This window comes from Ochrobactrum sp. AN78, from assembly GCF_029909885.1.
Taxonomy (GTDB): Bacteria; Pseudomonadota; Alphaproteobacteria; order Rhizobiales; family Rhizobiaceae; genus Brucella; species Brucella quorumnocens.
This window is the reverse complement of sequence record NZ_JASAMU010000003.1, coordinates 315,762-335,273: the sequence shown is the minus strand read 5'-3', so window position 1 is coordinate 335,273 and position 19,512 is coordinate 315,762. Positions and strand designations below refer to the sequence as shown.

The following is a 19,512-nucleotide window of genomic DNA, read 5'->3' as shown; positions in this document are numbered from 1 at the left end:
CCGTCCGAAACTCTACCGAATTACCGTTTAATATTTCCGGGCAATCCCGCTTTGCCCGCTTCCGACGGGTTAAGCCTCACATAGTCAGCCTTCAAATCTTCCGATGTTTTACGGCTTCCGTCGTGACTCCAGCCGGGTGGCGCGACCATATATAGAAGACGTTGGCGCAAGGTCAGGCCCGGCGAGAACACGTCCTTCAACATACCGAACCATTCATGGAACGCTACGCGCACGGGATTGAACGTTCCGACGTTCTTCACAATGCCGTAACGAGGCATATCTTCCGGCAATTCTTCCACAAAGGTGCCGAACATTCGATCCCAGATGATGAGGGTGCCTGCATAATTGGCATCCAGATAGCGCGGGTTCGTTGCATGATGCACGCGATGATGCGACGGCGTATTGAAGATATACTCAATCGGCCGGGGCAATTTGTCGATGGCTTCGGTATGAATCCAGAATTGGTAAATCAGATTAAAGCCGTAAACAAAGGCGATCACCGCAGGATGAAACCCGAGCAAAACCAGCGGCACTTGCAGCACAAACATGCCGGTCATCTGCCCGGTCCACGACTGCCGCAAAGCGGTTGTTAGATTATAATGCTGGCTTGAATGATGGTTGACGTGCTCGGCCCAAACCCAACGCACGCGATGCGCTATGCGATGGTAGCAGTAGTAACGCAGATCATCGAAAATGAAGGCGACAACGAAAACCCACCAATGCAGGCCCAGGTCGAAGAACCGGAACTGCCACACCCACAATAGCGCAACGACGGAGACAAAACCGAGCAGCAGACCTGCTGCAACATTCCCCGCCCCCATCAACAGGCTGGTCAGAGCGTCGCGTGTTTCGAACTCTCCCCTCCGTTTCCAGTAGCGGATCGCAACCAGCTCGATCAAAATTCCCAATACATAAAGTGGAATTGCGAGGCGCGTCACATCTAAGAATACCGGATTGCTATTCATGCAGCTTCCCCTCGTGAGATGGAACCGACAGCCAGTCTTTCACCTTCTTCCGATCTATCGCATCGGTAAAGACCAGTTTGACCTTGGGCCAGGTGAAATCTTTCATATGCAGTATGAGTTCGGTATTGCCGTTCTCCACAAGTGCGAGAACATCGGACGCAACCAGACAGCGCGTCAAAAACCGATCCCCAACGCTATGCACCAGCCCCGTTCCAAGTCCTGCCAGCGGAAAAAATGCTGTGCCGCGATCTTCGGTGTAACAAATTTCACCCATCTCGATTTCGGGATAATCAAGATGGAAACGCTCTTTGACCGTTTCGTCGTCAGCAAGAATGCTGCGCTTTGTTCCCCCACCCAAAAAATGAATTGCCAGTACGCCAAGCCCTATCCCGGCGATAACCATAAGTAGAAGCAGCCGCAAATCCATGAACTCTCCCGTTCGCAGCGATGCCGATCAATTTCCCGACTATACTCTAGACATGAGGCCACGCGAATACACCCGCAAAACTTAGGGGCTTGATTCACGAGTCGCAGTTGCCTGGGCAATACAACAGGAGATTGTTTCGATTTGGAGCACCGTGAGCCTGCATAACGAGCTCAAACATTGACCAATCAACTGCCTGAAATTGTCAAAACTCCGAAAAGTTTCAGAATTTTCCGAAATGGTCAAAAATTTCGCGTTTCAGGGGTTGAAGAATAGCTTCAACTGATCCATATGACAGGTGCTTACCGCTTGCGCCTCCTCCCATTGCGCGCGGTAAGTGTTCCCCTCTGGAGGTTTGCCTTTATGGCACCTTCATAACTTAGCCGGACTTTTTAGTCCGGCTCTTTTTTTGCCTAAATTTCAGTAAGTTAGAACCAAAATAAAAAGCGCTACGTTACCGCAGCGCTTTCAAAAACAATGGCAGTTTTCTGACGGAAATGACTGTCCAAGAACATGGTTCTCATCATCATTCCCGCTGCAAAAAGACGTTCCCAATTCTTTCGCCGACAAACAAAAGCGGCATCCGGACCCGGTAATTTTATTTCTGTCGGAGCGATAGAGTACCGCTCCGACCTGTCGCTTTACAAAGCGTTAAAATACGACCGATGAGCTGTATCAGCCGTAAGATGCAACTGGCGGGCAAGAGCAGATGAGATTTCTGTCACCACCGACATTGTCGACGCGGCTGACCGGCGGCCAGTATTTTGCCGTCGTGTCAAAATCTCCGCTTAAGGCACGTGCTGGAAACACAGCGTCCTCACGGGTGTAAGGATGCGTCCATTCTGTTGCCAGCGTATCACCTGCCGTATGCGGCGCGTTGGCAAGCGGATTGTCATCCTTTGGCCAGATGCCGTCGGCAACCTTCTTCGCCTCGCCTGCAATGGCAATCATAGCATCACAAAGACGATCAATTTCCGACTTCGGCTCGGACTCAGTCGGTTCGATCATCAGCGTTCCGGCAACCGGCCACGACATGGTCGGTGCATGGAAACCGTAGTCGATCAGGCGCTTGGCCACGTCTTCAACGGTTACGCCTGCGTTGTCTTTGAGCACGCGCGTATCCACGATGCACTCATGCGCCACGCGATCATGCGCGCCGGTGTAAAGGATCGGGTAAGCGTCCTTCAGACGATGCGCGATGTAGTTGGCATTGAGGATTGCAGCCTCGGTTGCCTTCTTGAGACCCGCGCCGCCCATCATGCGGATATACATCCACGTAATGACCAGAATGGATGCACTACCAAAAGGTGCAGCCGAGACTGCATGCTTGGAACCGAGATCAACATGACCCGGCAGATAAGGCACCAGATGCTTGGCCACACCAATCGGACCAACACCCGGACCGCCGCCGCCATGCGGAATGCAGAAGGTCTTGTGGAGGTTCATATGGCAGACGTCAGCGCCAATATCGCAAGGGCGAGCAAGGCCAACGAGCGCATTGAGGTTTGCGCCGTCGAAATAGACCTGACCACCATTGTCATGGACGATTTCGCAGAAAGCCTTGATGCCTTCTTCGAACACGCCATAGGTCGACGGATAGGTAATCATGAACGCCGCAAGATTGTCGCGGTGCTTCTCAGCCTTGGCTTTCAGATCATCAATGTCGATATCGCCGTCAGGACGGCAATTCACGACGACAACGCTCATGCCTGCCATCGATGCACTGGCAGGATTGGTGCCATGTGCCGAGGATGGAATAAGGCAGATGTTACGATGACCTTCGCCGCGTGACTGGTGATAGTGACGGATTGCGAGAAGACCCGCATATTCGCCCTGACTACCGGCATTTGGCTGCAGCGAAACACCCGCAAAGCCGGTGATTTCGCAAAGCCATGCTTCAACATCAGACGTCATCTTGGCATAGCCGGTGGTCTGCGCGGCTGGAGCAAATGGATGCAGATTGGCAACCGTGTTCCAGCTCACCGGCATCATTTCTGCTGCCGCATTGAGCTTCATCGTGCAGGAGCCAAGCGGGATCATCGCACGATCAAGCGCCAGATCCTTGTCAGCCAGACGACGCAGGAAGCGCATCATCTCTGTTTCGGAACGATGCGAATGGAACACATCCTGAGTCAGGAAGCCTTCGCCACGTCCCTTGGATGGCACGAGCAGATCGTCATTGCCGACTGGCTTTGCACCAAACAGAACGGCAAGTGCTGCAAGATCGTCTTCGGTCGAGGTTTCATCAAAGGTCACACCAACCGTATCCGCATCGACGATACGGATCAAACGACCACCCTTGTCGGCTTCGTCTGCAATGCTTGCGGCTTTGCCCGTAACCTTAATCGTGACAGTGTCGAATAGGCTGTCGCCTGCGATTTCGACGCCAGCAGCCTTGAGGCCCGTGGCAAAGCGCGACGCAAGACCGGCAACACGCGTTGCAATGGCCTGAAGGCCTGTCGGGCCATGCCAGATGGCGAAGGATGCAGCCATATTGGCGAGCAGCGCCTGTGCGGTGCAGATGTTGGAAGTCGCCTTATCACGACGGATATGCTGCTCACGTGTCTGAAGCGCCAGACGATAGGCGGCACGGCCATGTGCATCAACCGACTGCCCGACAATGCGGCCCGGAATGATGCGGGTCAGCGGCTCGGATACTGCAAGATATGCAGCATGTGGACCACCAAAGCCCATTGGAACGCCGAAGCGCTGCATGGAGCCGACAGCCATATCCGCGCCCCACTTTGCAGGGGCTTCCAGAATAGTCAGCGCCAGTGGATCAGCGACAGCGATCACCAGAGCACCCTTGGCTTTGGCTTCAGCAATCACCGCGGTGAAGTCGCCATAAACGCCGCGGGTATCCGGCCAAGGTACAATGACAGCAGCGGTGTTGTCATCAACCGTGCTTCCAGCTTCAACCTGCCAGCCAAGTGGTTCCGCACGTGTGTTGATCACGTCAACAGTTTGCGGATGCAGATCGCCTGCAAGCAGAACGCGCTCACGCTTGTCGCGATGATGACGAACGGCAACGCCAACAGCTTCGGCCACGGCAGTTGCTTCATCCAGCAACGATGCACAGGCGACCGGCAGGCCGGAAAGCTCGGCAACAAGCGTCTGGAAATGGAACAGCAGTTCCAGACGGCCCTGGCTTATTTCCGACTGGTAAGGCGTATAGGCCGTGTACCATGCCGGATTTTCAAACAGGTTGCGCTGGATAACTGGCGGCGTCAGCACACCATGATAGCCCGCACCGATGAAGCTCTTCTTCACCACGTTGCGGTCCATAATTTCGCTGAGTTCCGCAAGCGCTGCATGCTCGCTCAAAGCTGCTGGCAGATCAAGCGCGCGGTTGAGCCGGATAGAAGCCGGAACAGCCTGCGTGATCAGCGTTTCCATGGAAGGAAGGCCGAGCGCTGCAAGCATTGCGCGCTCGTCTTCGACTCTTGGCCCGATATGACGGGCAACAAAGGGGAGAACCTGTTGCGTCATTTCATTATCCTACGAGTTTGTCGTAACCGGCCTTATCGAGAAGACCCGAAAGCTGGCCTTCATCGGAAAGCTTCAGCTTGAACAGCCAGCCTTCGCCTTCTGCGGCCTGATTGATGAGTGCTGGATCGCTCGATACGGCGTCGTTAACTTCAACCACTTCGCCATTGACCGGCGCATAAACGTCCGAAGCAGCCTTGACGGACTCTACAACGACGATGCCCTCGCCCTTGGAAACGGTGCGACCGACTTCCGGCAGATCAACGAATACGAGGTCGCCGAGCTGTTCCTGTGCGTGGATCGTAATGCCGACAGTGGCAACGCCAGCTTCGACGCTGATCCACTCATGATCTTCGGTGAACAGGATATTGGCCATGGATATCATCCTTTGCGATAGCGATGTGGTGTGAAGGGAAGCGCTGAGACGTCAACGGGAACCTTGTTCCCGCGTACTTCGGCGAAAATGCGGGTGCCGGGCTTTGCGAGACTAAGCTCGACATAGCCCATGGCGACCGGAAAACCAGCGGACGGACCAAAACCGCCCGAAGTGACGGTGCCGACCTGACGGCCGCTCTCGTCAAAAAGATCAACGCCTGCGCGCACTGGCTGGCGACCTTCAGCCTTCAGACCAACGCGCTTTGCGTCAACGCCCTGCTCAAGTCTCGCAAGCACGGCTGGCGCGCCGTTAAAAGCAGCCTTTTCGCGCACTGGCTTGGAAATTGCCCAGGTGAGACCAGCCGAAACCGGATCGGTCTCCGGCGTAATGTCCTGACCATGGAGGCACAGTCCGGCTTCAAGGCGCAAGCTGTCACGGGCGGCAAGGCCGATCCACTCGACACGCTCATCGGCGAGAAGCTTCTTCACCAGTTCACGCGCTTCGTCGGCAGGCAGGCCAACTTCAAAGCCGTCTTCACCGGTATAGCCTGAGCGGGTCATGAACCAGCCAGCCTTTGGCTCAAAACCGTTCATGAAAGAAAGATCGGAACCAGCAAGTCCCAAATCTTTAATGACGCTATCTGCTTCTGGTCCCTGAATGGCGATGAAAACGCGGTCAAGCGGATTGACCTTTACGTCCTTGCCAGCGGCTTCTTCATTGAGATGCTCAATGTCCGCATCTGCATTGCCCGCATTGGCGACAACCATATAGCGATCTTCGCCAAGGCGCGTGACGATAAGATCGTCAAGAACGCCGCCTTTTTCATTGAGGAAGAAAGTATATTTCGACTGCCCTACCCCAAGCGCGGAGGGATCAAGCGGACAGGTCTGCTCCAGAAGTTCCGCCGCTTCCGGGCCGGACACTTCGATCAGCTTCATATGGGAGATGTCAAAAAGACCGACATGAACTCGGGTGTGAAGGTGCTCCTTCATCACGCCGAGCGGATAAGTGATCGGCATGTTCCAGCCAGCAAAGCCGCCAAAGCGTGCGCCAGCTTCTTCATGCAGGTCATGCAAAGGCAGAGTATTCAAAAATGCGGTATCGCCCATAACAACTCCAGAGTCGCACGTATGCCCCCGCGAAATGCGGTTGCTTCGTGCCCCTCTGTCTCAGGCCTGAGAGACTCGCATGGCTGTACAGAAAGCCATACTTACACCTTCGGCGCGGGGTTTCCCCCGACTTTCCAGAGTTGCCTTACCCGTCTGCGGTTCATGGTACCTGAGAGATTTCGGGCGATTTCCCCTTCGGTGGCCAACTTGCGTCAGCTCTCTCCCGCAGACAAACAGTGACGGAACATCCTCGTAAAACGTAATGCTCCACCACACGACATAAGTCACTTAGCTTAAACCGTTTCTGGAGTCATGTAGAATTATTGTCACAAGACGACAATTCCCGGGGATTTTGCGACAAAAATTGCACAGCTCTTTCCCAATAAGCCGAAAGAATAACTTTAAGTTTCATGCAAACATGGCAATAGGCAGCAAGCGCATTGCACAGTCATTTCATTCGAAGGAATATTCTCTTGTGTAGACGTAAAATTGGTTTGGCAATCATTCTGTCTTTATCGAGTGCATCCGTAGCTTATAGTGACGAACCATCCAAGGCAGATTACCTTTCTTTTGCAGAGCGATCATGGAAGCATTTTCAATGCGGCTATCTGCATGAAGCCGCTATGGGCCACAATATAACCGGCATACAGTTTACGCGCCGGGGCTTTGAACTCGGCAAACAGTTCTTTGATGCGGTGAAAGATGGGAAAATAAACCAGATGGATTTTACCCTGAAAACGCCGCGTGATTTTTGGGTCGGCATCACAGAACTATCGCCCGAATTCGATCTCGGACGCGCTTCAATCATTGCACAACATCAAATCGCAAGTGAAATACTTGCCTTTAATGAAAATCTTCCTGCAACACTCAATGACATCAAAGACAGCGGGTTTCAGATCGACGACGAACAAACCGCAAGCAATGCGATTGAGCGCATCAAAACCGAAAACTGCGATTATGAAGATCTGGGCTTTTCATCAGAGATAACAAAGAGCATGCGCGAGAATGCTCTGCGCGGCCCCATGCTTTTAAATGGCCGCAAACCACCGAAAAAAGAGTGATTTGGTCAGTGCGCCTGATGATTGTGATCACATAATGACCAAGCTGCGCAAAAGACGTGCAATCGACAGGCTAAATTGCACAGCAGCTATGCAAATCTGTCTCTGCAACTTTCAGATCAACCCACCTATATGCTGTTGGCAACAAAGAGATTTGATTTTTTGACTAGGTGAGAGAAATGAACCTGATCCGCTCGTACAACAACTGGCGCCGTTACCGTAACACTGTAAACGAACTGAGCCGCCTGAGCCCACGTGAACTGAACGACCTCGGCATCATGCCTTCGGAAATTCCGTTCGTCGCACGCAAGGCTGCTGCTCGCTGATAGCGAATTCCGAAAAGCGTAAAGCGGTTGTATAACAAGCGACGCTGATTTCGGAAAGCAAGCGCCGAATACAGGCCCCTAGATGGCCTATTAGGGACCGCGCCCTACAAACCGTGCGGTCCTCACAGTTTTCCAATTATCGCCGGGGCATCCCTCCTCCCATTAGCCGCGGTGATTATAAAGATCGGAACTCCTCCTCCCAATCCGGTCTTACCCTAAACACACCCGTCGCTTCCCCTGCGACGGGTGTTGTTTTTTGTGCACTTCATTAAGATGCAAGTAATGCCTTTGCCCGGCCTGCGCGATCCAATACAACCGACAACGCGAACACGCCGAGGCCTGCAACGGCCAGTAACGCGCCAACAGTTCCCGTCGATGTCCAGCCAAAGCCCCACGCCACCGCTAACCCGCCAAGCCATGCGCCAATTGCATTGGCGAGATTGAGTGCAGAATGATTGAGCGCTGCGGCCAGCGTCTGTGCGTCAGCGGCCACGTCCATCAAGCGTGTCTGTAAAGCTGGAACAAGAGCAAACCCGCCGCCAACAAGCAGGATATTTAAAAACGCCGTGGCTGGATGTTGCATCAGAAACGGAAAGACCAGCATGACGGCCATATCATAAAGCAGCACCATTCCCACTGTTCCCATGACAGTGCGGTCGGTCAGTTTTGAGCCAACGACATTGCCCAACACCATACCAAGACCGAATGTGGCGAATACAACCGGCATCCACTTTGCGTCGATATGCGAGACTTCCGTCACTGTGGCAGCCACATAGGTAAAGACGGAGAACAGACCGCCGGTTCCAATAGCGCCGATACCGAGCGTCAGCCAAACCTGTTTGCGGCGAAATGCACCCAGTTCTCGCAATGGAGATGCGCCTTCATCGGCAGGCTGCTTCGGCACATAAATCATGACCAGCACCATTGTGAGAATGGCAATCAGGCCAACGGCTGCAAACATCGCGCGCCAACCAGCAGCTTGTCCCAGCCATGTCGCCAAAGGCGTTCCGCACAATGTGGCAATGGTCAGCCCCATCATAACACGCCCAACAGCCTGCGCACGCTTGCCAGGCTCCGCCAATGATGCCGCTACCAACGAGGCCACGCCAAAATAAGCGCCATGCGGAAAGCCTGCAACAAAGCGCATTATATAAAGACCGGTATAGTCATGCATGAATGCGCTGGCGAGATTGCCGAAAGCAAAAAGCCCCATCAGCAAAAACAGCAGCTTGCGACGATCGAGCTTTGCACCCAGAACGGCCAGTACAGGCGCACCAATCAACACACCCAAAGCATAGGAACTGATAAGATGCCCGGCGCTTGGTATGGTGACATTCAGATCGCGCGCGATATCGGGCAAAAGCGCCATGATCGCGAACTCTCCGGTGCCAATACCGAAGCCGCCGATGGCGAGTGCAAGTTCTGCAGGCCTTGCGGATGCACGCGGCGATGTTTCCCGCAGCGCAGCGGAGGACTTTAACTGAGACATGAATGAGCCTGAAGGGAGTGGAGGATGTCGGACAACCCTACCATTCCTTTCAGGCAAAGGCGATACGCATTGTTGTGATGTGGTATCGTATCAGCGCGCCGCAACAGCCTCGATTTCGACCTTGAATTCCTCCCGCGTAAAGCCGGAAACAATCATCAATGTCGAGGCTGGTGCTGGCTGAGGAAACAGCCGGTCACGCACGTCCATATAAGGGCGCATATATGCACGATCCGTTACATAGGCATTGATACGCACGATGTCAGAGAGTTCCATGCCACCGTCGCGCAGGATGCGGCGGATATTCTCAAAGCAAAGCTCTGCCTGTGCGCCCACGTCTTCAGGTACCGAACCATCTGGTCCAATGCCAAGCTGGCCAGAACAGAAAACCAGCTCTGCACCGGCACTTACCTTCACGCCGTGGCTATAGGCAGCAAAGGGAGCCGCCATATCGGCAGGCAACAGATGTTTCAAAACAGTCATCGTAAATCCTCAAACCTTCGGTGCTGACGCGAGCAGCTCTTTGAGACGCGCTGGACCTGATGCAATGTCATCTTCTGTGGGATTTATCCCCGCAGCCAAAAGGCGCCGTGCAATCATGTGATCGGTCGGACGATTAATTGAATCGACAGCAACCAGCCTGTCGCCTGCAAAATGGAACACCGAGAAAGCATTATCTTCCAGATTGCCCGACAGAATATGACGGTCGGCATCAAAGGACAGCCCAGCCGTCTGCAATTTCATGTCACCCTGATCCGACCAAAACCACGCAACATCGCGGAAAGGCGTGCCGCGCCCGACAATCGAACGTGCAACATGCTTGGCCTGATCGGTGGCATTCTGAACCGATTCCAGGCGCACGCGCCGTCCGGCATGAAAATGTTGATAGCTGACACAATCACCTATTGCATAAACATGCTCGACGGATGCGCGCATATGCTCATCGACTATGATGCCATTATCGACGGCAAGTCCGGCTTCGGTCGCAAGTTCGACATTTGGAACTGCGCCCGTACCAAGTACCACCATATCCGCAGGATAAACTGTGCCGTCTGCCGCCGTTACACCTGTCACACGTCCATTTTCACCTTCAATAGAAGTGACACCAAGTCCGGTCAAAAGCGTAATATCCGCAGCGCGGCTGCGTGCTTCGACATGGGCAGAAATATGCGTTGCAACAGAACGCCCAAGAACGCGCGAAGCAGCCTCAATCAGTACGGTCTTTTTACCAAGTGCTATGGCACTATGCGCCATTTCGAGGCCGATAAACCCACCGCCGATAATCACGACATTCTGCACATTAGGCATCATTGTTGCTATGCGGCGCGCGTCATCCAGACGGCGCAGCGTGACGACACCTTCAAGAGCGACGCCCGGAACGTCCGGGATACGCGGGCGCGCGCCAGTGGCGAACACCAATTCCGACCAGGTCAGGATAACACCGTCGTCAAGAGTGACAGTCTTGTCAGTCAGCGAAACGCCATCGACGCGGTGACCGAAAAGCATCTCAATATTGTTATCGCGATAGGTGTTTTCCGGCCGAAGCACCAGAACACCACTTTCAGGAGCTTTCAGATAAGATTTGGATAAAGGCGGCTTGTGATAGGGAATATCCTGCTCATCATTGATAAGCACGATTTCGCCAGCATAGCCTTCCTGCCTCAGACTGATTGCAGCCTGCGAGCCGGCGTGGCCCGCACCAATAATTATGCATCTGTTGTCCATAGGACCTCCGGAAAATTCCCACGCATCATAATCATGATGGCGGGCTGTCGCGTGGCGAATTCGTCACGGATTCACACCTTAATTGCATGCATCCTTGAAATTTTAAACATTTAGTTTGACCGATCGGTCAGATTGTTTAGTAAGTTCTGTGCTTCAGCATGCAGCCCGTCGCCAGCAGCCAGCCCAAAAGCAAGCCCCGAGGCAAACAAGGAGCGCCACCTTGAAACGATATTGGTCCGATTATACGAGCGAAGCGTTCTCACGCCTTGATCGTGAGAAGCTCGTGGCAGTTCTGCCCGTGGGGGCGATTGAACAGCATGGGCCCCATCTGCCGGTCGCTGTCGACGCGGCAATTGTGGACGGCATGGTCAAGGAAACCATCGCGCGCCTGCCTGACGAAAGCCACGCGCTGTTTCTCCCAACTCAGGCCATTGGCAAGAGCAATGAGCATAGCCTTTATCCCGGCACGCTGACTTTCTCTGCTGAAACGATCATCCGCATGTGGTGCGAGATTGGCGACTGTGTCGCCGCAAGCGGCGTGCGCAAGATGGTGCTGCTTAACAGCCATGGCGGCCAGATCAGTGTCATGGATATTGTCGCGAGAGAGCTGCGCATCAAACACAACATGATGGTGGTCAGCGTCAACTGGTTTGCACTCGGTATGCCCGAAGGCATCTACAGCGAGCACGATCTCAAGCACGGCATTCACGCGGGCGACATGGAAACATCAGTGATGCTGGAACTGCATCCAGATTTGGTCGACATGTCGAAGGCGCAGGATTTCCGAACGCTTACGGAAGCTTTTGCAAGCGAATACAAGCATCTTTCGTTGAGTGGCGGCGCAAAGCCCGCCTGGCAGATACAGGACATCAATCCTTACGGCGCGGCGGGTGATGCAACGCTTGCAACGGCCGAAAAAGGCCGCAAAACCATCGATTTCGCTGCTGAGCGGTTGGTGGAGGTGCTGGATGAAATCGAACGTGCGCCACTCTCGTGGTTCGCAAACAAACCTGCCTGGTAAGGATGATGAGCGTGGCCCCCAACTCGCAAACCCCATCTTCCCTGATCGATATCAACGGCGTCTATAAGCAGTACGGCACCGGTGTCATGGCCGTGAGCGATATGTCGCTCAAAATCGAACAAGGCCAGTTCGTTAGCTTTCTCGGCCCGTCGGGTTGCGGCAAGAGCACAGCTCTTCGCATGATCGCAGGTCTGGAATCCATTTCCGCAGGCGATATTCACGTCAACGGCCACACACCGGGCAAAGGCCCAGTTGGCGCTCAGGATATCGGTTTTGTGTTTCAGGAACCAACGCTGATGCCGTGGGCCAGCGTTTTCGACAATGTTTATCTGCCTCTTCGTCTTTCCGGCCTTTCTCGCAAAGAAGCCACGCCGCGCGTGGACGAGGTGCTGACTCAGGTCGGGCTATCCCGTTTTGCCAGCGCCTATCCGCGCGAGCTGTCCGGCGGCATGAAAATGCGCGTGTCGATTGCCCGCGCGCTGGTCACGCGCCCTCGTCTTTTGCTTATGGATGAGCCGTTCGCAGCATTGGATGAAATGACCCGCTTCAAGCTTAACAATGACGTGTTGCGGCTCTGGCAAGAGCATGGGCTGACGGTGATCTTCGTCACGCACAGCGTTTATGAGTCTGTATATCTGTCCAACCGCGTGATCGTCATGGCAGCACGCCCGGGGCGTGTTGTTGCCGATATTGCCATTGAGGGCAGCTATCCACGCGCTGAAAACTTCCGCACCACGGAAGCTTATGCAAAGGATTGCGCACGCGTTTCCGATGCACTCACCGCGACACTTTCGTCTCAAGATATAGACCATTGATGCATTTCCAGCAAAAGTGTGAAGCGGTTTTGCGTGAGGATAATGCGACGAAAAAACTTACGGGCGAGAAAATGAACCAGATGCAAACCGAACTGCCGGTCCTTAATTCAGAACAACACCGCCTCGCCCGCCGCGATCGCAATTTGCGCATCATCATGCCGACGCTTGCAATCATCATCGCGCTCGGTATCTGGGAAGGCCTGGTGCGCTATTATAATGTGCCGCATTATCTGATCCCGGCCCCGTCGCTCATCGCAGAAACACTGGTGAAAGACGGGCCGTCGCTGATGACGTCCATGTGGTTTACGGTCAAGCTCACGCTGATCTCGCTGCTCTGCGCGATTGTCGGCGGCGTTCTGCTTGGCATGATCTTCGCGCTGTCGCGACCGATTGAAATGGCTTTCTTTCCATTTGCCGTCATTCTTCAGGTAACGCCGGTCATTGCCATTGCACCGCTGATTCTGATCTATGTACGCGATACGTTTTCCGCATTGCTGATCTGTGCATGGATCGTCGCCTTCTTCCCGATCCTGTCAAACACCGTCATCGGTCTGCGTAGTGCGGATCATAATCTGCGCGATCTGTTTAAGCTCTATCGTGCCTCGCCATGGCAGCGTTTGCGCTATCTGCTTGCGCCAAGCGCCCTGCCTTATTTTATGGCAGCGCTCAAGATCGCTGGTGGGCTTTCGCTGATCGGTGCTGTGGTGGCAGAATTTGTTGCAGGCAGCGCCGGCCAAAGCACCGGCCTCGCCTCGCGTATTCTGGAATCGAGCTTCCGCAACGAAATCCCGCGCATGTTTGCTGCACTGTTTCTCGTTTCACTGCTCGGCATCGTGATCTTCCTCATCACAAGCTGGCTGTCGCGCCTTGTCCTTGGACGCTGGCATGAAAGCGAGATCCGTCGTGAACGCTAAGATGTTAATGGGTGTCACAATTGCTGGCATCAGCGGTCACTACAACATCGGGATCGATGGCGGACGCATTGCATCGCTGACGCCTTCACAGACAAAGAATGGCGGCTTTATCACATCGCTTCTCGCTGATGTTCATGTGCATCTCGACAAGACGTTCACCATTGAGCGTATTGCCCAACGGGGTAGTGCCAAGGTCGAATGTCTCTTCGATGCGATCGACCTGATGAATATCGACCGTGAGAGCTGGAACGCCGACGATATTCGCGCACGCGCCACACACGGTCTTGAAGCAGCCTATGCGCAGGGCGTTGGTGCCATGCGAAGTCATGTCGATTGGACCACACCTGATGTACCGACCGCCTGGCCGGTGCTGAACGAGTTGCGTCAGGAATGGAAAGACCGCATCGATCTTGAGCTTGCCGCTCTCATCCATGGCGATATTGTGCTCGACGCAGGCCCAGCAATTGCCGAGCGGGTGGCAAAAGATGGCGGCGTTCTTGGCGCTTTCTTCTATCGCAATGCAGATCTTGAAGCCAAAATCGAAGAGATGTTTCGTCTTGCCGTGCAGCATGATCTCAAGCTCGACTTTCACGTCGATGAAGGGCTTGAACCAGAAGCTGATGGCTTCTCACTGATCGTGGCTGCAACCAAACGCCACAAGATGAGTGGACGCGTTCTTTGCGGCCATGCTTGCTCACTATCTCTGCGTTCACCGCAAGAACTAAGCGGCATTCTCGATGCTGCTGCGGATGCGGGAACCGCTCTCGTTTCGCTGCCGACTTCCAATCTCTATCTGCAAGACAGGCTTGGCGGAAAATCGCCGCGCCAGCGTGGTGTAGCGCCGCTCAAAGAAGCGCGTCGGGCAGGCATGGACGCCATGCTTGGTTCCGACAATGTGCGCGACGCTTTCTATCCCTATGGCGATTACGATCCGCTTTCGGTTCTGCGCCTCGCAGCCCCGGTCTGCCACCTTGAGCCGGATGAATGGCTCGACAGCATCACCACCCTGCCCGCGCGTTTCATCGGAAGCGACCGCGTACAGGCGCTGTCGGCAGGCGGGACTGCGAATCTTATCTGGCATGACGCTACAGACATTAACGACCTTATCAGCCGTCCGCAGGCGCGTCGCGTCATATGGCGTAATGGTACAAAAATTTAATCGGAGAACCCCATGAATTCTGCCGCACCACAGCGCATCTATGACTGGGTCGCATTTCGCACCGAAATCGAAGGCATCCGCATTTATGACGACCCCAAGCAGGTCGAACTGCGTTCGCGCGATTATTTCTGGTACAGCCCGATCCTGACCGAAGATATCGGCCATTATTTGGGCGATCTCGTCGTTATCCCGAAAGATCAGGATGAAGTGCGCCGTGTGGCAGCGGCTGCAGCCAAGCTTCGCATTCCGATCACCGTTCGCGGTGGCGGCACCGGCAATTACGGCCAATGCGTTCCACTTGAAGGTGGCATTATTCTCGATATGACCAAGATCGACCGCATCATCGCAATTGAACCAGGTAAGGTTCGCGTTGAAGGTGGTGCACGTATTTCGCGCCTCGACGATGCGGTGCGTGAAACGGGTCAGGAATTGCTGATGTATCCATCCACCCGCCGCATCGCCACCATTGGCGGCTTTTTCTCGGGCGGTTCAGGCGGAATCGGTTCGCTGCGTCATGGCATGTTGCGTGATGACGGCAATGTCTTTTCCGTGAAGGTGCTGACGGTTGAGCCAGAGCCAAAGATCATCGAACTGACAGGTCGTGATATCCATAAGGTGCAGCACGCTTATGGCACAAACGGCATCATTCTTGAGCTTGAAATCGGCCTGACGAAGGCAACGGAATGGGTGCACACGGCTGCATTGTTCGATACTTACGAAGCAACGCTGAACTTCTGCCTGAAGGCGCTGGAAAACAACCTCGACTGCTATCTACTGACGACTGTGGATCGCCGTTTTGCGCGCTTCTACACCAAGTTTGGCGAACTCTTCCCATCCGATAAGGATGCCGTTTTCGCGATGATCGCACCAGAGGAAGTCGCACGTTTTGAGGCGCTTGCAACCGAGTTCGGCGGCAAGGTTTCATTCTCGATGACGCTCGATGAATTGCACAAGGCTGGTCTCCAACCCGCTTATGAATGTGGCTGGAACCACACAACCCTCCAGGCGCTGAAAGCTGAACCCGGCTGGACCTATTTGCAGGTTGCCTATCCTCGCCCGTTTGACGTGGCACTGGTCAATCGCCAGATCGAACGCTATGGCGAAACGCAATATATGCATCACGAAATGGCGCGCCTTGACGGTGAAGTTCAAATTTTTGCCTTACCGCTGGTGCGCTTTGAAGGCCGTGATGAAATGTATCGCCTCATCGAGGAGCTGGAACAGGTCGACGGCTGCGACATCTATGATCCACATGCCTACACAATCGAAGACGGTGGCATGAAGGAAATCGACAATGTTCAGATCGAATTCAAGAAGCAGGCCGATCCTTACGGTCTGCTCAATCCCGGCAAAACTCGCGGCTGGACGGCCGACATGGCATTGAAGAATTAAAACAAGGGGAACCAAAATGAAAAAGACACTCGTTGCAGCGCTCGCTGCACTATCCATGGGCCTTTCCGCACAGATGGCCTATGCGCTCGACAAAGTGACGCTCGGCACCAACTGGCTGGCACAGGCAGGTCATGGCGGCTTCTACCAGGCTCTTGCCGACGGCACCTATGAAAAATACGGCCTCGACGTGAAGATCGAAATGGGTGGACCGCAGGTCAACAATCGTCCGATGCTGGCGGCTGGCCGTCTCGATTTTCTTCTGACCGGCAATCTGCTTTTGTCGTTCAACAACGTCGCCAATGGCGTGCCGACCACAGTTGTTGCAGCTTTCTATCAGAAAGACCCGCAGGCGCTGATGGCGCATGAAGGCGAATATAAGGACTTCAAAGACCTCGCCGATGCGCAGACGATCCTGATTTCCAAGGATGGCCAGTTCTCGTTCTGGCCGTGGCTGGTCAAAGATTTCGGCTTCAAGGACGAGCAGCTTCGTCCTTATGGCTATAGCCTGGCTCAGTTCCTCAGCGACAAAAAGACGGTGCAGCAGGCCTATGCGACCGCTGAACCAATCTATGCCGAGAAAGAAGGTGCCAAGGTTGCAACTTTCCTGCTCGCAGATCAGGGTTATAGCACCTATGCCAACACCATCGAAACGCGTCAGGATCTGATCGAAAAGAACCCTGATCTCGTACAGCGTTTTGTGACCGCTTCCATCGAAGGCTGGACCAACTTCCTCTATGGCGACAACAGCAAGGCCTATGAGATGATCCTCAAAGACAATGCTGATATGAGCAAGGAAACGCTCGATGCAGAGCTTGCACGTCTTAAGGACCTCAAGCTCATAGACAGTGGCGACACGCTGGAAAAGGGCATCGGCGCAATCGACATGGACCGGGTCAAGGAGTTCTACGAACTGGCTCGCAAGTCGGGCATCGTCAGCGGTGACGAACTGGACATGACCAAGGTTGCCACCGACGCGTTCGTAAACAAAGGCGCAGGTCTCGACATCAAGAAGCAACTGGGCCAATAAGCGCCTATATTTTAGATAGCGGCTGGCACATATGACAACAGATGACCAGAATGACGACAACGAACTAACCGGACGAGACAAAGTTCTCGGCCGTAGGCGTCGCATTCAAGGTGCTATTCGCACAGCCGCTATCGATGAGTTTGCGGAAAAAGGACTGGTGGGCGCATCAACGCAAGGGATTGCTCAACGCGCAGGCCTCACCAAGCCGCAGCTTCACTACTATATTTCCAGCAAGGAAGAGCTCTACGAGGACATTATTGTCTTCATCCTTGATGAGTGGGAAGAGATTTTCCTCGGAGCCAGCACCGAGCAGGATCCCGCCAAGGTGATCCGGCAATATATTCGCGCAAAACTCGTCTATAGTCAGAAAAACCCTAAAGCCTCCCGGCTATTTACTACCGAGATTGCCAACGGTGCGCCCTATCTCCGCCGTCACTGGACAAAACACGTCAGTGCGACGCACAATGCGGTAAAGCTCATCCAGTCATGGGTCGATGATGGTCGTATCAAGTCAGTCGATCCGCTGTTGTTTCAAATGCATATATGGGCTGTCACACAGCATTATGCTGACTTTGAAACACAAGTGCGCAGCATGATGGAACTGAGCAAGGACGAGCCACTCGATCTTGAACGCATTGAGAAAGAAGTTTCAACACTGTTTCTCCGCGCTTGCGGACTTGAGTGAAAACCTCGCAGAAATATCAGCTTTTCCGTTAAAGCCTAAAAATGTCAAATTCGGCATAAGGCGAGCAAGAATCTGGTTGCATCCATAATAAAACGTGCGTTAAAGTTGCCCACACAAGATTTAGCGACCTCAATGAGTTAGTCCTAATCTTGACAGTATCAGGTCAAGCATCGACCAACCCTTGGCGGGGGGCGATGCATTCAGGAGCAGGTTCTTGGGGAGGAGCCTGCTCCTTTTCATTTTACTAAACATCACAAATGCAAAAAGCCCCGGCAAATACCGGGGCTTTATTATATTCATTAGAGCGCATCCCGAAAAGTGTGAAACGGTTTTCGGACAAAGGTGCGCGTTAAAACAGATAATTAGAGCGCCGATCTGATCCAATCAGATCGAAACGCGCTCTAAAGTATTTGCAGCAAAACAGCGAGCGGCTTTGCTTAAAGCATGTCGCGCTCAAATGGATTCCTTTGAACTCCCGCGAACATGCGACAGTTAAAAGAATCTGGAGCGAGCGTTATGGGTGCGATTAAGCGCGACACGCTCCAGGATAATGCGTAAGAGCAAATAATTAGAGCGGTTCCAACGATTGTAACTTAACTGGAACCACTCTAACGAACCGCTGTTTATTCAGCCAGCCATTCCTTGATCCGATCAGGATGCTCGGCAATATACTTGTCGACTGCCTTCTCGTAAGATGTTTCCTGCGCTTCAAACATTGCTGTTTCAAGCTCGTTGATCGGAATGCTCATCTTGGTGAGGAAAGCGGCCGCCTTTGGGTTATCTTCCTTGAAGCCCTTACGTGCAATCGCGTCAACGTGTTCTGCGCCGCCCAATGCGCCTTCCGGATCAGCAATATAACGCAGCTTATATTTGCCGAACATCCAGTGCGGGCTCCACGACGTTGCAACAAACCAGCCATCGGAACGGGTTGCGCGGTCGACGGTCGTCAGCATCGCGGCTTCACTGGAAATATTGAGCTTATAGTCCAGCCCGTATTTCTTGATTGCTTCGTCCGAAAGACGGGTCAAACCTGCGCCCGGATCGATGCCTTGAATTTCGCCCTTAAGCTTCTCCCGAACTTCTGGCTTTTTCAGATCTTCAATCGAGCTGATTTCGCTTTCAGGAATATAGTCCGGAACGATCCAGCCAAGCTTTGCGCCTTCATATAGCGGGCCAAGATTTTCGACCTTGTCTTCGACGCGCTTGTAATAATCGGCATGAGTTTCAGGCAACCAGGCCATCATCATCGCATCGATGTCGCCACGGCTAACGCCCTGATAAAGCGGCGCTACGTCAGTCTGCACCAGCTCCACTTTCTGACCGAGATTGTCCTCGATAAGCTTCGCAGCAAGTTTGGTCACAAATTCTGCGTCAGACCATGGAGCCCAGCCAATTTTGACTGTTTTGCTGTCTTGCGCGAAAGCTGCTCCGGCAGTCATGCTGCCTGCAACTACTGCTGCGAGACCGAATTTTGTTAGCTTGCCTAACATGGCTTCTCCTTTTCCGATTAACTGTCGTTCCCGTTTATTTGAGCAGTCACAGCA

18 protein-coding genes and 1 riboswitch are annotated in these 19,512 nt (G+C 53.7%); of the genes, 9 read left to right on the top strand and 9 right to left on the bottom strand.

Annotated features, from left to right (window positions below):
• Positions 1-20: 20 nt before the first annotated feature.
• The 5 genes from QBD00_RS08375 to gcvT all read right to left on the bottom strand — a co-directional run bounded on the left by QBD00_RS08375 (position 21) and on the right by gcvT (position 6,360).
• On the bottom strand, positions 21-965 hold the full coding sequence (locus tag QBD00_RS08375; RefSeq protein ID WP_318579176.1) for a sterol desaturase family protein: 945 nt from the start codon (positions 963-965) through the stop codon (positions 21-23).
• The gene (locus QBD00_RS08370) at positions 958-1,392 is read right to left on the bottom strand and encodes a hypothetical protein (protein ID WP_151092056.1); all 435 of its coding nucleotides are present in this window, start codon (positions 1,390-1,392) and stop codon (positions 958-960) included. Before QBD00_RS08370 ends, QBD00_RS08375 begins: the two co-directional genes overlap by 8 nt.
• 672 nt (positions 1,393-2,064) lie before the next feature.
• Positions 2,065-4,878 carry an aminomethyl-transferring glycine dehydrogenase gene (gcvP, locus tag QBD00_RS08365; RefSeq protein WP_318579175.1) on the bottom strand — a complete coding sequence of 938 codons (2,814 nt, stop codon included), beginning with the start codon at positions 4,876-4,878 and terminating at the stop codon, positions 2,065-2,067.
• A gap of 4 nt (positions 4,879-4,882) precedes the next feature.
• Positions 4,883-5,251 carry a glycine cleavage system protein GcvH gene (gcvH, locus tag QBD00_RS08360; RefSeq protein WP_151092052.1) on the bottom strand — a complete coding sequence of 123 codons (369 nt, stop codon included), beginning with the start codon at positions 5,249-5,251 and terminating at the stop codon, positions 4,883-4,885.
• Between the two features lie 5 nt (positions 5,252-5,256).
• Positions 5,257-6,360 (bottom strand): glycine cleavage system aminomethyltransferase GcvT, encoded by a 1,104-nt coding sequence (gene gcvT / locus QBD00_RS08355; protein ID WP_151092050.1) that lies wholly within the window; start codon positions 6,358-6,360, stop codon positions 5,257-5,259.
• Positions 6,361-6,506: 146 nt separating this feature from the next.
• Positions 6,507-6,596: riboswitch (glycine riboswitch) on the bottom strand.
• Positions 6,597-6,854: 258 nt separating this feature from the next.
• On the opposite strand from gcvT, the gene QBD00_RS08350 reads away from it, so the two are divergent.
• Both QBD00_RS08350 and QBD00_RS08345 read left to right on the top strand, forming a co-directional pair.
• The gene (locus QBD00_RS08350; RefSeq protein ID WP_191907260.1) at positions 6,855-7,421 is read left to right on the top strand and encodes a hypothetical protein; all 567 of its coding nucleotides are present in this window, start codon (positions 6,855-6,857) and stop codon (positions 7,419-7,421) included.
• A gap of 176 nt (positions 7,422-7,597) precedes the next feature.
• The gene (locus tag QBD00_RS08345) at positions 7,598-7,744 is read left to right on the top strand and encodes a DUF1127 domain-containing protein (RefSeq protein ID WP_084486680.1); all 147 of its coding nucleotides are present in this window, start codon (positions 7,598-7,600) and stop codon (positions 7,742-7,744) included.
• A 268-nt stretch (positions 7,745-8,012) separates the two neighbouring features.
• On the opposite strand, the gene QBD00_RS08340 is transcribed toward QBD00_RS08345, so the two are convergent.
• The 3 genes from QBD00_RS08340 to QBD00_RS08330 form a co-directional block, all read right to left on the bottom strand.
• Positions 8,013-9,233, bottom strand: coding sequence for an MFS transporter (locus tag QBD00_RS08340; RefSeq protein WP_095444269.1), 1,221 nt, complete (start codon positions 9,231-9,233; stop codon positions 8,013-8,015).
• Positions 9,234-9,323: 90 nt separating this feature from the next.
• Positions 9,324-9,713 (bottom strand): RidA family protein, encoded by a 390-nt coding sequence (locus QBD00_RS08335; RefSeq protein WP_318579174.1) that lies wholly within the window; start codon positions 9,711-9,713, stop codon positions 9,324-9,326.
• A gap of 9 nt (positions 9,714-9,722) precedes the next feature.
• Positions 9,723-10,955, bottom strand: coding sequence for an NAD(P)/FAD-dependent oxidoreductase (locus QBD00_RS08330; protein ID WP_151092044.1), 1,233 nt, complete (start codon positions 10,953-10,955; stop codon positions 9,723-9,725).
• 220 nt (positions 10,956-11,175) lie between these two features.
• Here QBD00_RS08330 and QBD00_RS08325 point away from each other — a divergent pair, with 220 nt between their 5' ends.
• The 7 genes from QBD00_RS08325 (at position 11,176) to QBD00_RS08295 (ending at position 17,968) form a co-directional block, all read left to right on the top strand.
• Positions 11,176-11,976 (top strand): creatininase family protein, encoded by an 801-nt coding sequence (locus QBD00_RS08325; RefSeq protein ID WP_318579173.1) that lies wholly within the window; start codon positions 11,176-11,178, stop codon positions 11,974-11,976.
• A 5-nt stretch (positions 11,977-11,981) separates the two neighbouring features.
• Positions 11,982-12,791, top strand: a complete 810-nt coding sequence (locus QBD00_RS08320) for an ABC transporter ATP-binding protein (RefSeq protein WP_151092040.1) — start codon at positions 11,982-11,984, stop codon at positions 12,789-12,791.
• A gap of 71 nt (positions 12,792-12,862) precedes the next feature.
• Positions 12,863-13,705, top strand: a complete 843-nt coding sequence (locus QBD00_RS08315; RefSeq protein WP_264230717.1) for an ABC transporter permease — start codon at positions 12,863-12,865, stop codon at positions 13,703-13,705.
• Complete coding sequence (locus QBD00_RS08310) at positions 13,677-14,864, top strand: amidohydrolase family protein (protein WP_318579172.1); 1,188 nt, start codon at positions 13,677-13,679, stop codon at positions 14,862-14,864. Before QBD00_RS08315 ends, QBD00_RS08310 begins: the two co-directional genes overlap by 29 nt.
• Positions 14,865-14,876: 12 nt before the next feature.
• Positions 14,877-16,256 (top strand): FAD-binding oxidoreductase, encoded by a 1,380-nt coding sequence (locus QBD00_RS08305; protein ID WP_318579171.1) that lies wholly within the window; start codon positions 14,877-14,879, stop codon positions 16,254-16,256.
• A gap of 16 nt (positions 16,257-16,272) precedes the next feature.
• Positions 16,273-17,283, top strand: coding sequence for an ABC transporter substrate-binding protein (locus QBD00_RS08300; protein ID WP_318579170.1), 1,011 nt, complete (start codon positions 16,273-16,275; stop codon positions 17,281-17,283).
• Between the two features lie 31 nt (positions 17,284-17,314).
• Positions 17,315-17,968 (top strand): TetR family transcriptional regulator C-terminal domain-containing protein, encoded by a 654-nt coding sequence (locus QBD00_RS08295; RefSeq protein WP_318579169.1) that lies wholly within the window; start codon positions 17,315-17,317, stop codon positions 17,966-17,968.
• A 623-nt stretch (positions 17,969-18,591) separates the two neighbouring features.
• On the opposite strand, the gene QBD00_RS08290 is transcribed toward QBD00_RS08295, so the two are convergent.
• Positions 18,592-19,458, bottom strand: coding sequence for a glycine betaine ABC transporter substrate-binding protein (locus QBD00_RS08290; RefSeq protein WP_151092032.1), 867 nt, complete (start codon positions 19,456-19,458; stop codon positions 18,592-18,594).
• Between the last annotated feature and the right edge of the window lie 54 nt (positions 19,459-19,512).

Coding starts and splice junctions, on each gene's coding strand:
- QBD00_RS08375 (WP_318579176.1), bottom strand. CDS start 965: ATGAATAGCAATCCGGTATTCTTAGATGTGACGCGCCTCGCAATTCCA.
- QBD00_RS08370 (WP_151092056.1), bottom strand. CDS start 1,392: ATGGATTTGCGGCTGCTTCTACTTATGGTTATCGCCGGGATAGGGCTT.
- gcvP (WP_318579175.1), bottom strand. CDS start 4,878: ATGACGCAACAGGTTCTCCCCTTTGTTGCCCGTCATATCGGGCCAAGA.
- gcvH (WP_151092052.1), bottom strand. CDS start 5,251: ATGGCCAATATCCTGTTCACCGAAGATCATGAGTGGATCAGCGTCGAA.
- gcvT (WP_151092050.1), bottom strand. CDS start 6,360: ATGGGCGATACCGCATTTTTGAATACTCTGCCTTTGCATGACCTGCAT.
- QBD00_RS08345 (WP_084486680.1), top strand. CDS start 7,598: ATGAACCTGATCCGCTCGTACAACAACTGGCGCCGTTACCGTAACACT.
- QBD00_RS08340 (WP_095444269.1), bottom strand. CDS start 9,233: ATGTCTCAGTTAAAGTCCTCCGCTGCGCTGCGGGAAACATCGCCGCGT.
- QBD00_RS08335 (WP_318579174.1), bottom strand. CDS start 9,713: ATGACTGTTTTGAAACATCTGTTGCCTGCCGATATGGCGGCTCCCTTT.
- QBD00_RS08330 (WP_151092044.1), bottom strand. CDS start 10,955: ATGGACAACAGATGCATAATTATTGGTGCGGGCCACGCCGGCTCGCAG.
- QBD00_RS08320 (WP_151092040.1), top strand. CDS start 11,982: ATGAGCGTGGCCCCCAACTCGCAAACCCCATCTTCCCTGATCGATATC.
- QBD00_RS08315 (WP_264230717.1), top strand. CDS start 12,863: ATGAACCAGATGCAAACCGAACTGCCGGTCCTTAATTCAGAACAACAC.
- QBD00_RS08310 (WP_318579172.1), top strand. CDS start 13,677: ATGAAAGCGAGATCCGTCGTGAACGCTAAGATGTTAATGGGTGTCACA.
- QBD00_RS08305 (WP_318579171.1), top strand. CDS start 14,877: ATGAATTCTGCCGCACCACAGCGCATCTATGACTGGGTCGCATTTCGC.
- QBD00_RS08300 (WP_318579170.1), top strand. CDS start 16,273: ATGAAAAAGACACTCGTTGCAGCGCTCGCTGCACTATCCATGGGCCTT.
- QBD00_RS08295 (WP_318579169.1), top strand. CDS start 17,315: ATGACAACAGATGACCAGAATGACGACAACGAACTAACCGGACGAGAC.
- QBD00_RS08290 (WP_151092032.1), bottom strand. CDS start 19,458: ATGTTAGGCAAGCTAACAAAATTCGGTCTCGCAGCAGTAGTTGCAGGC.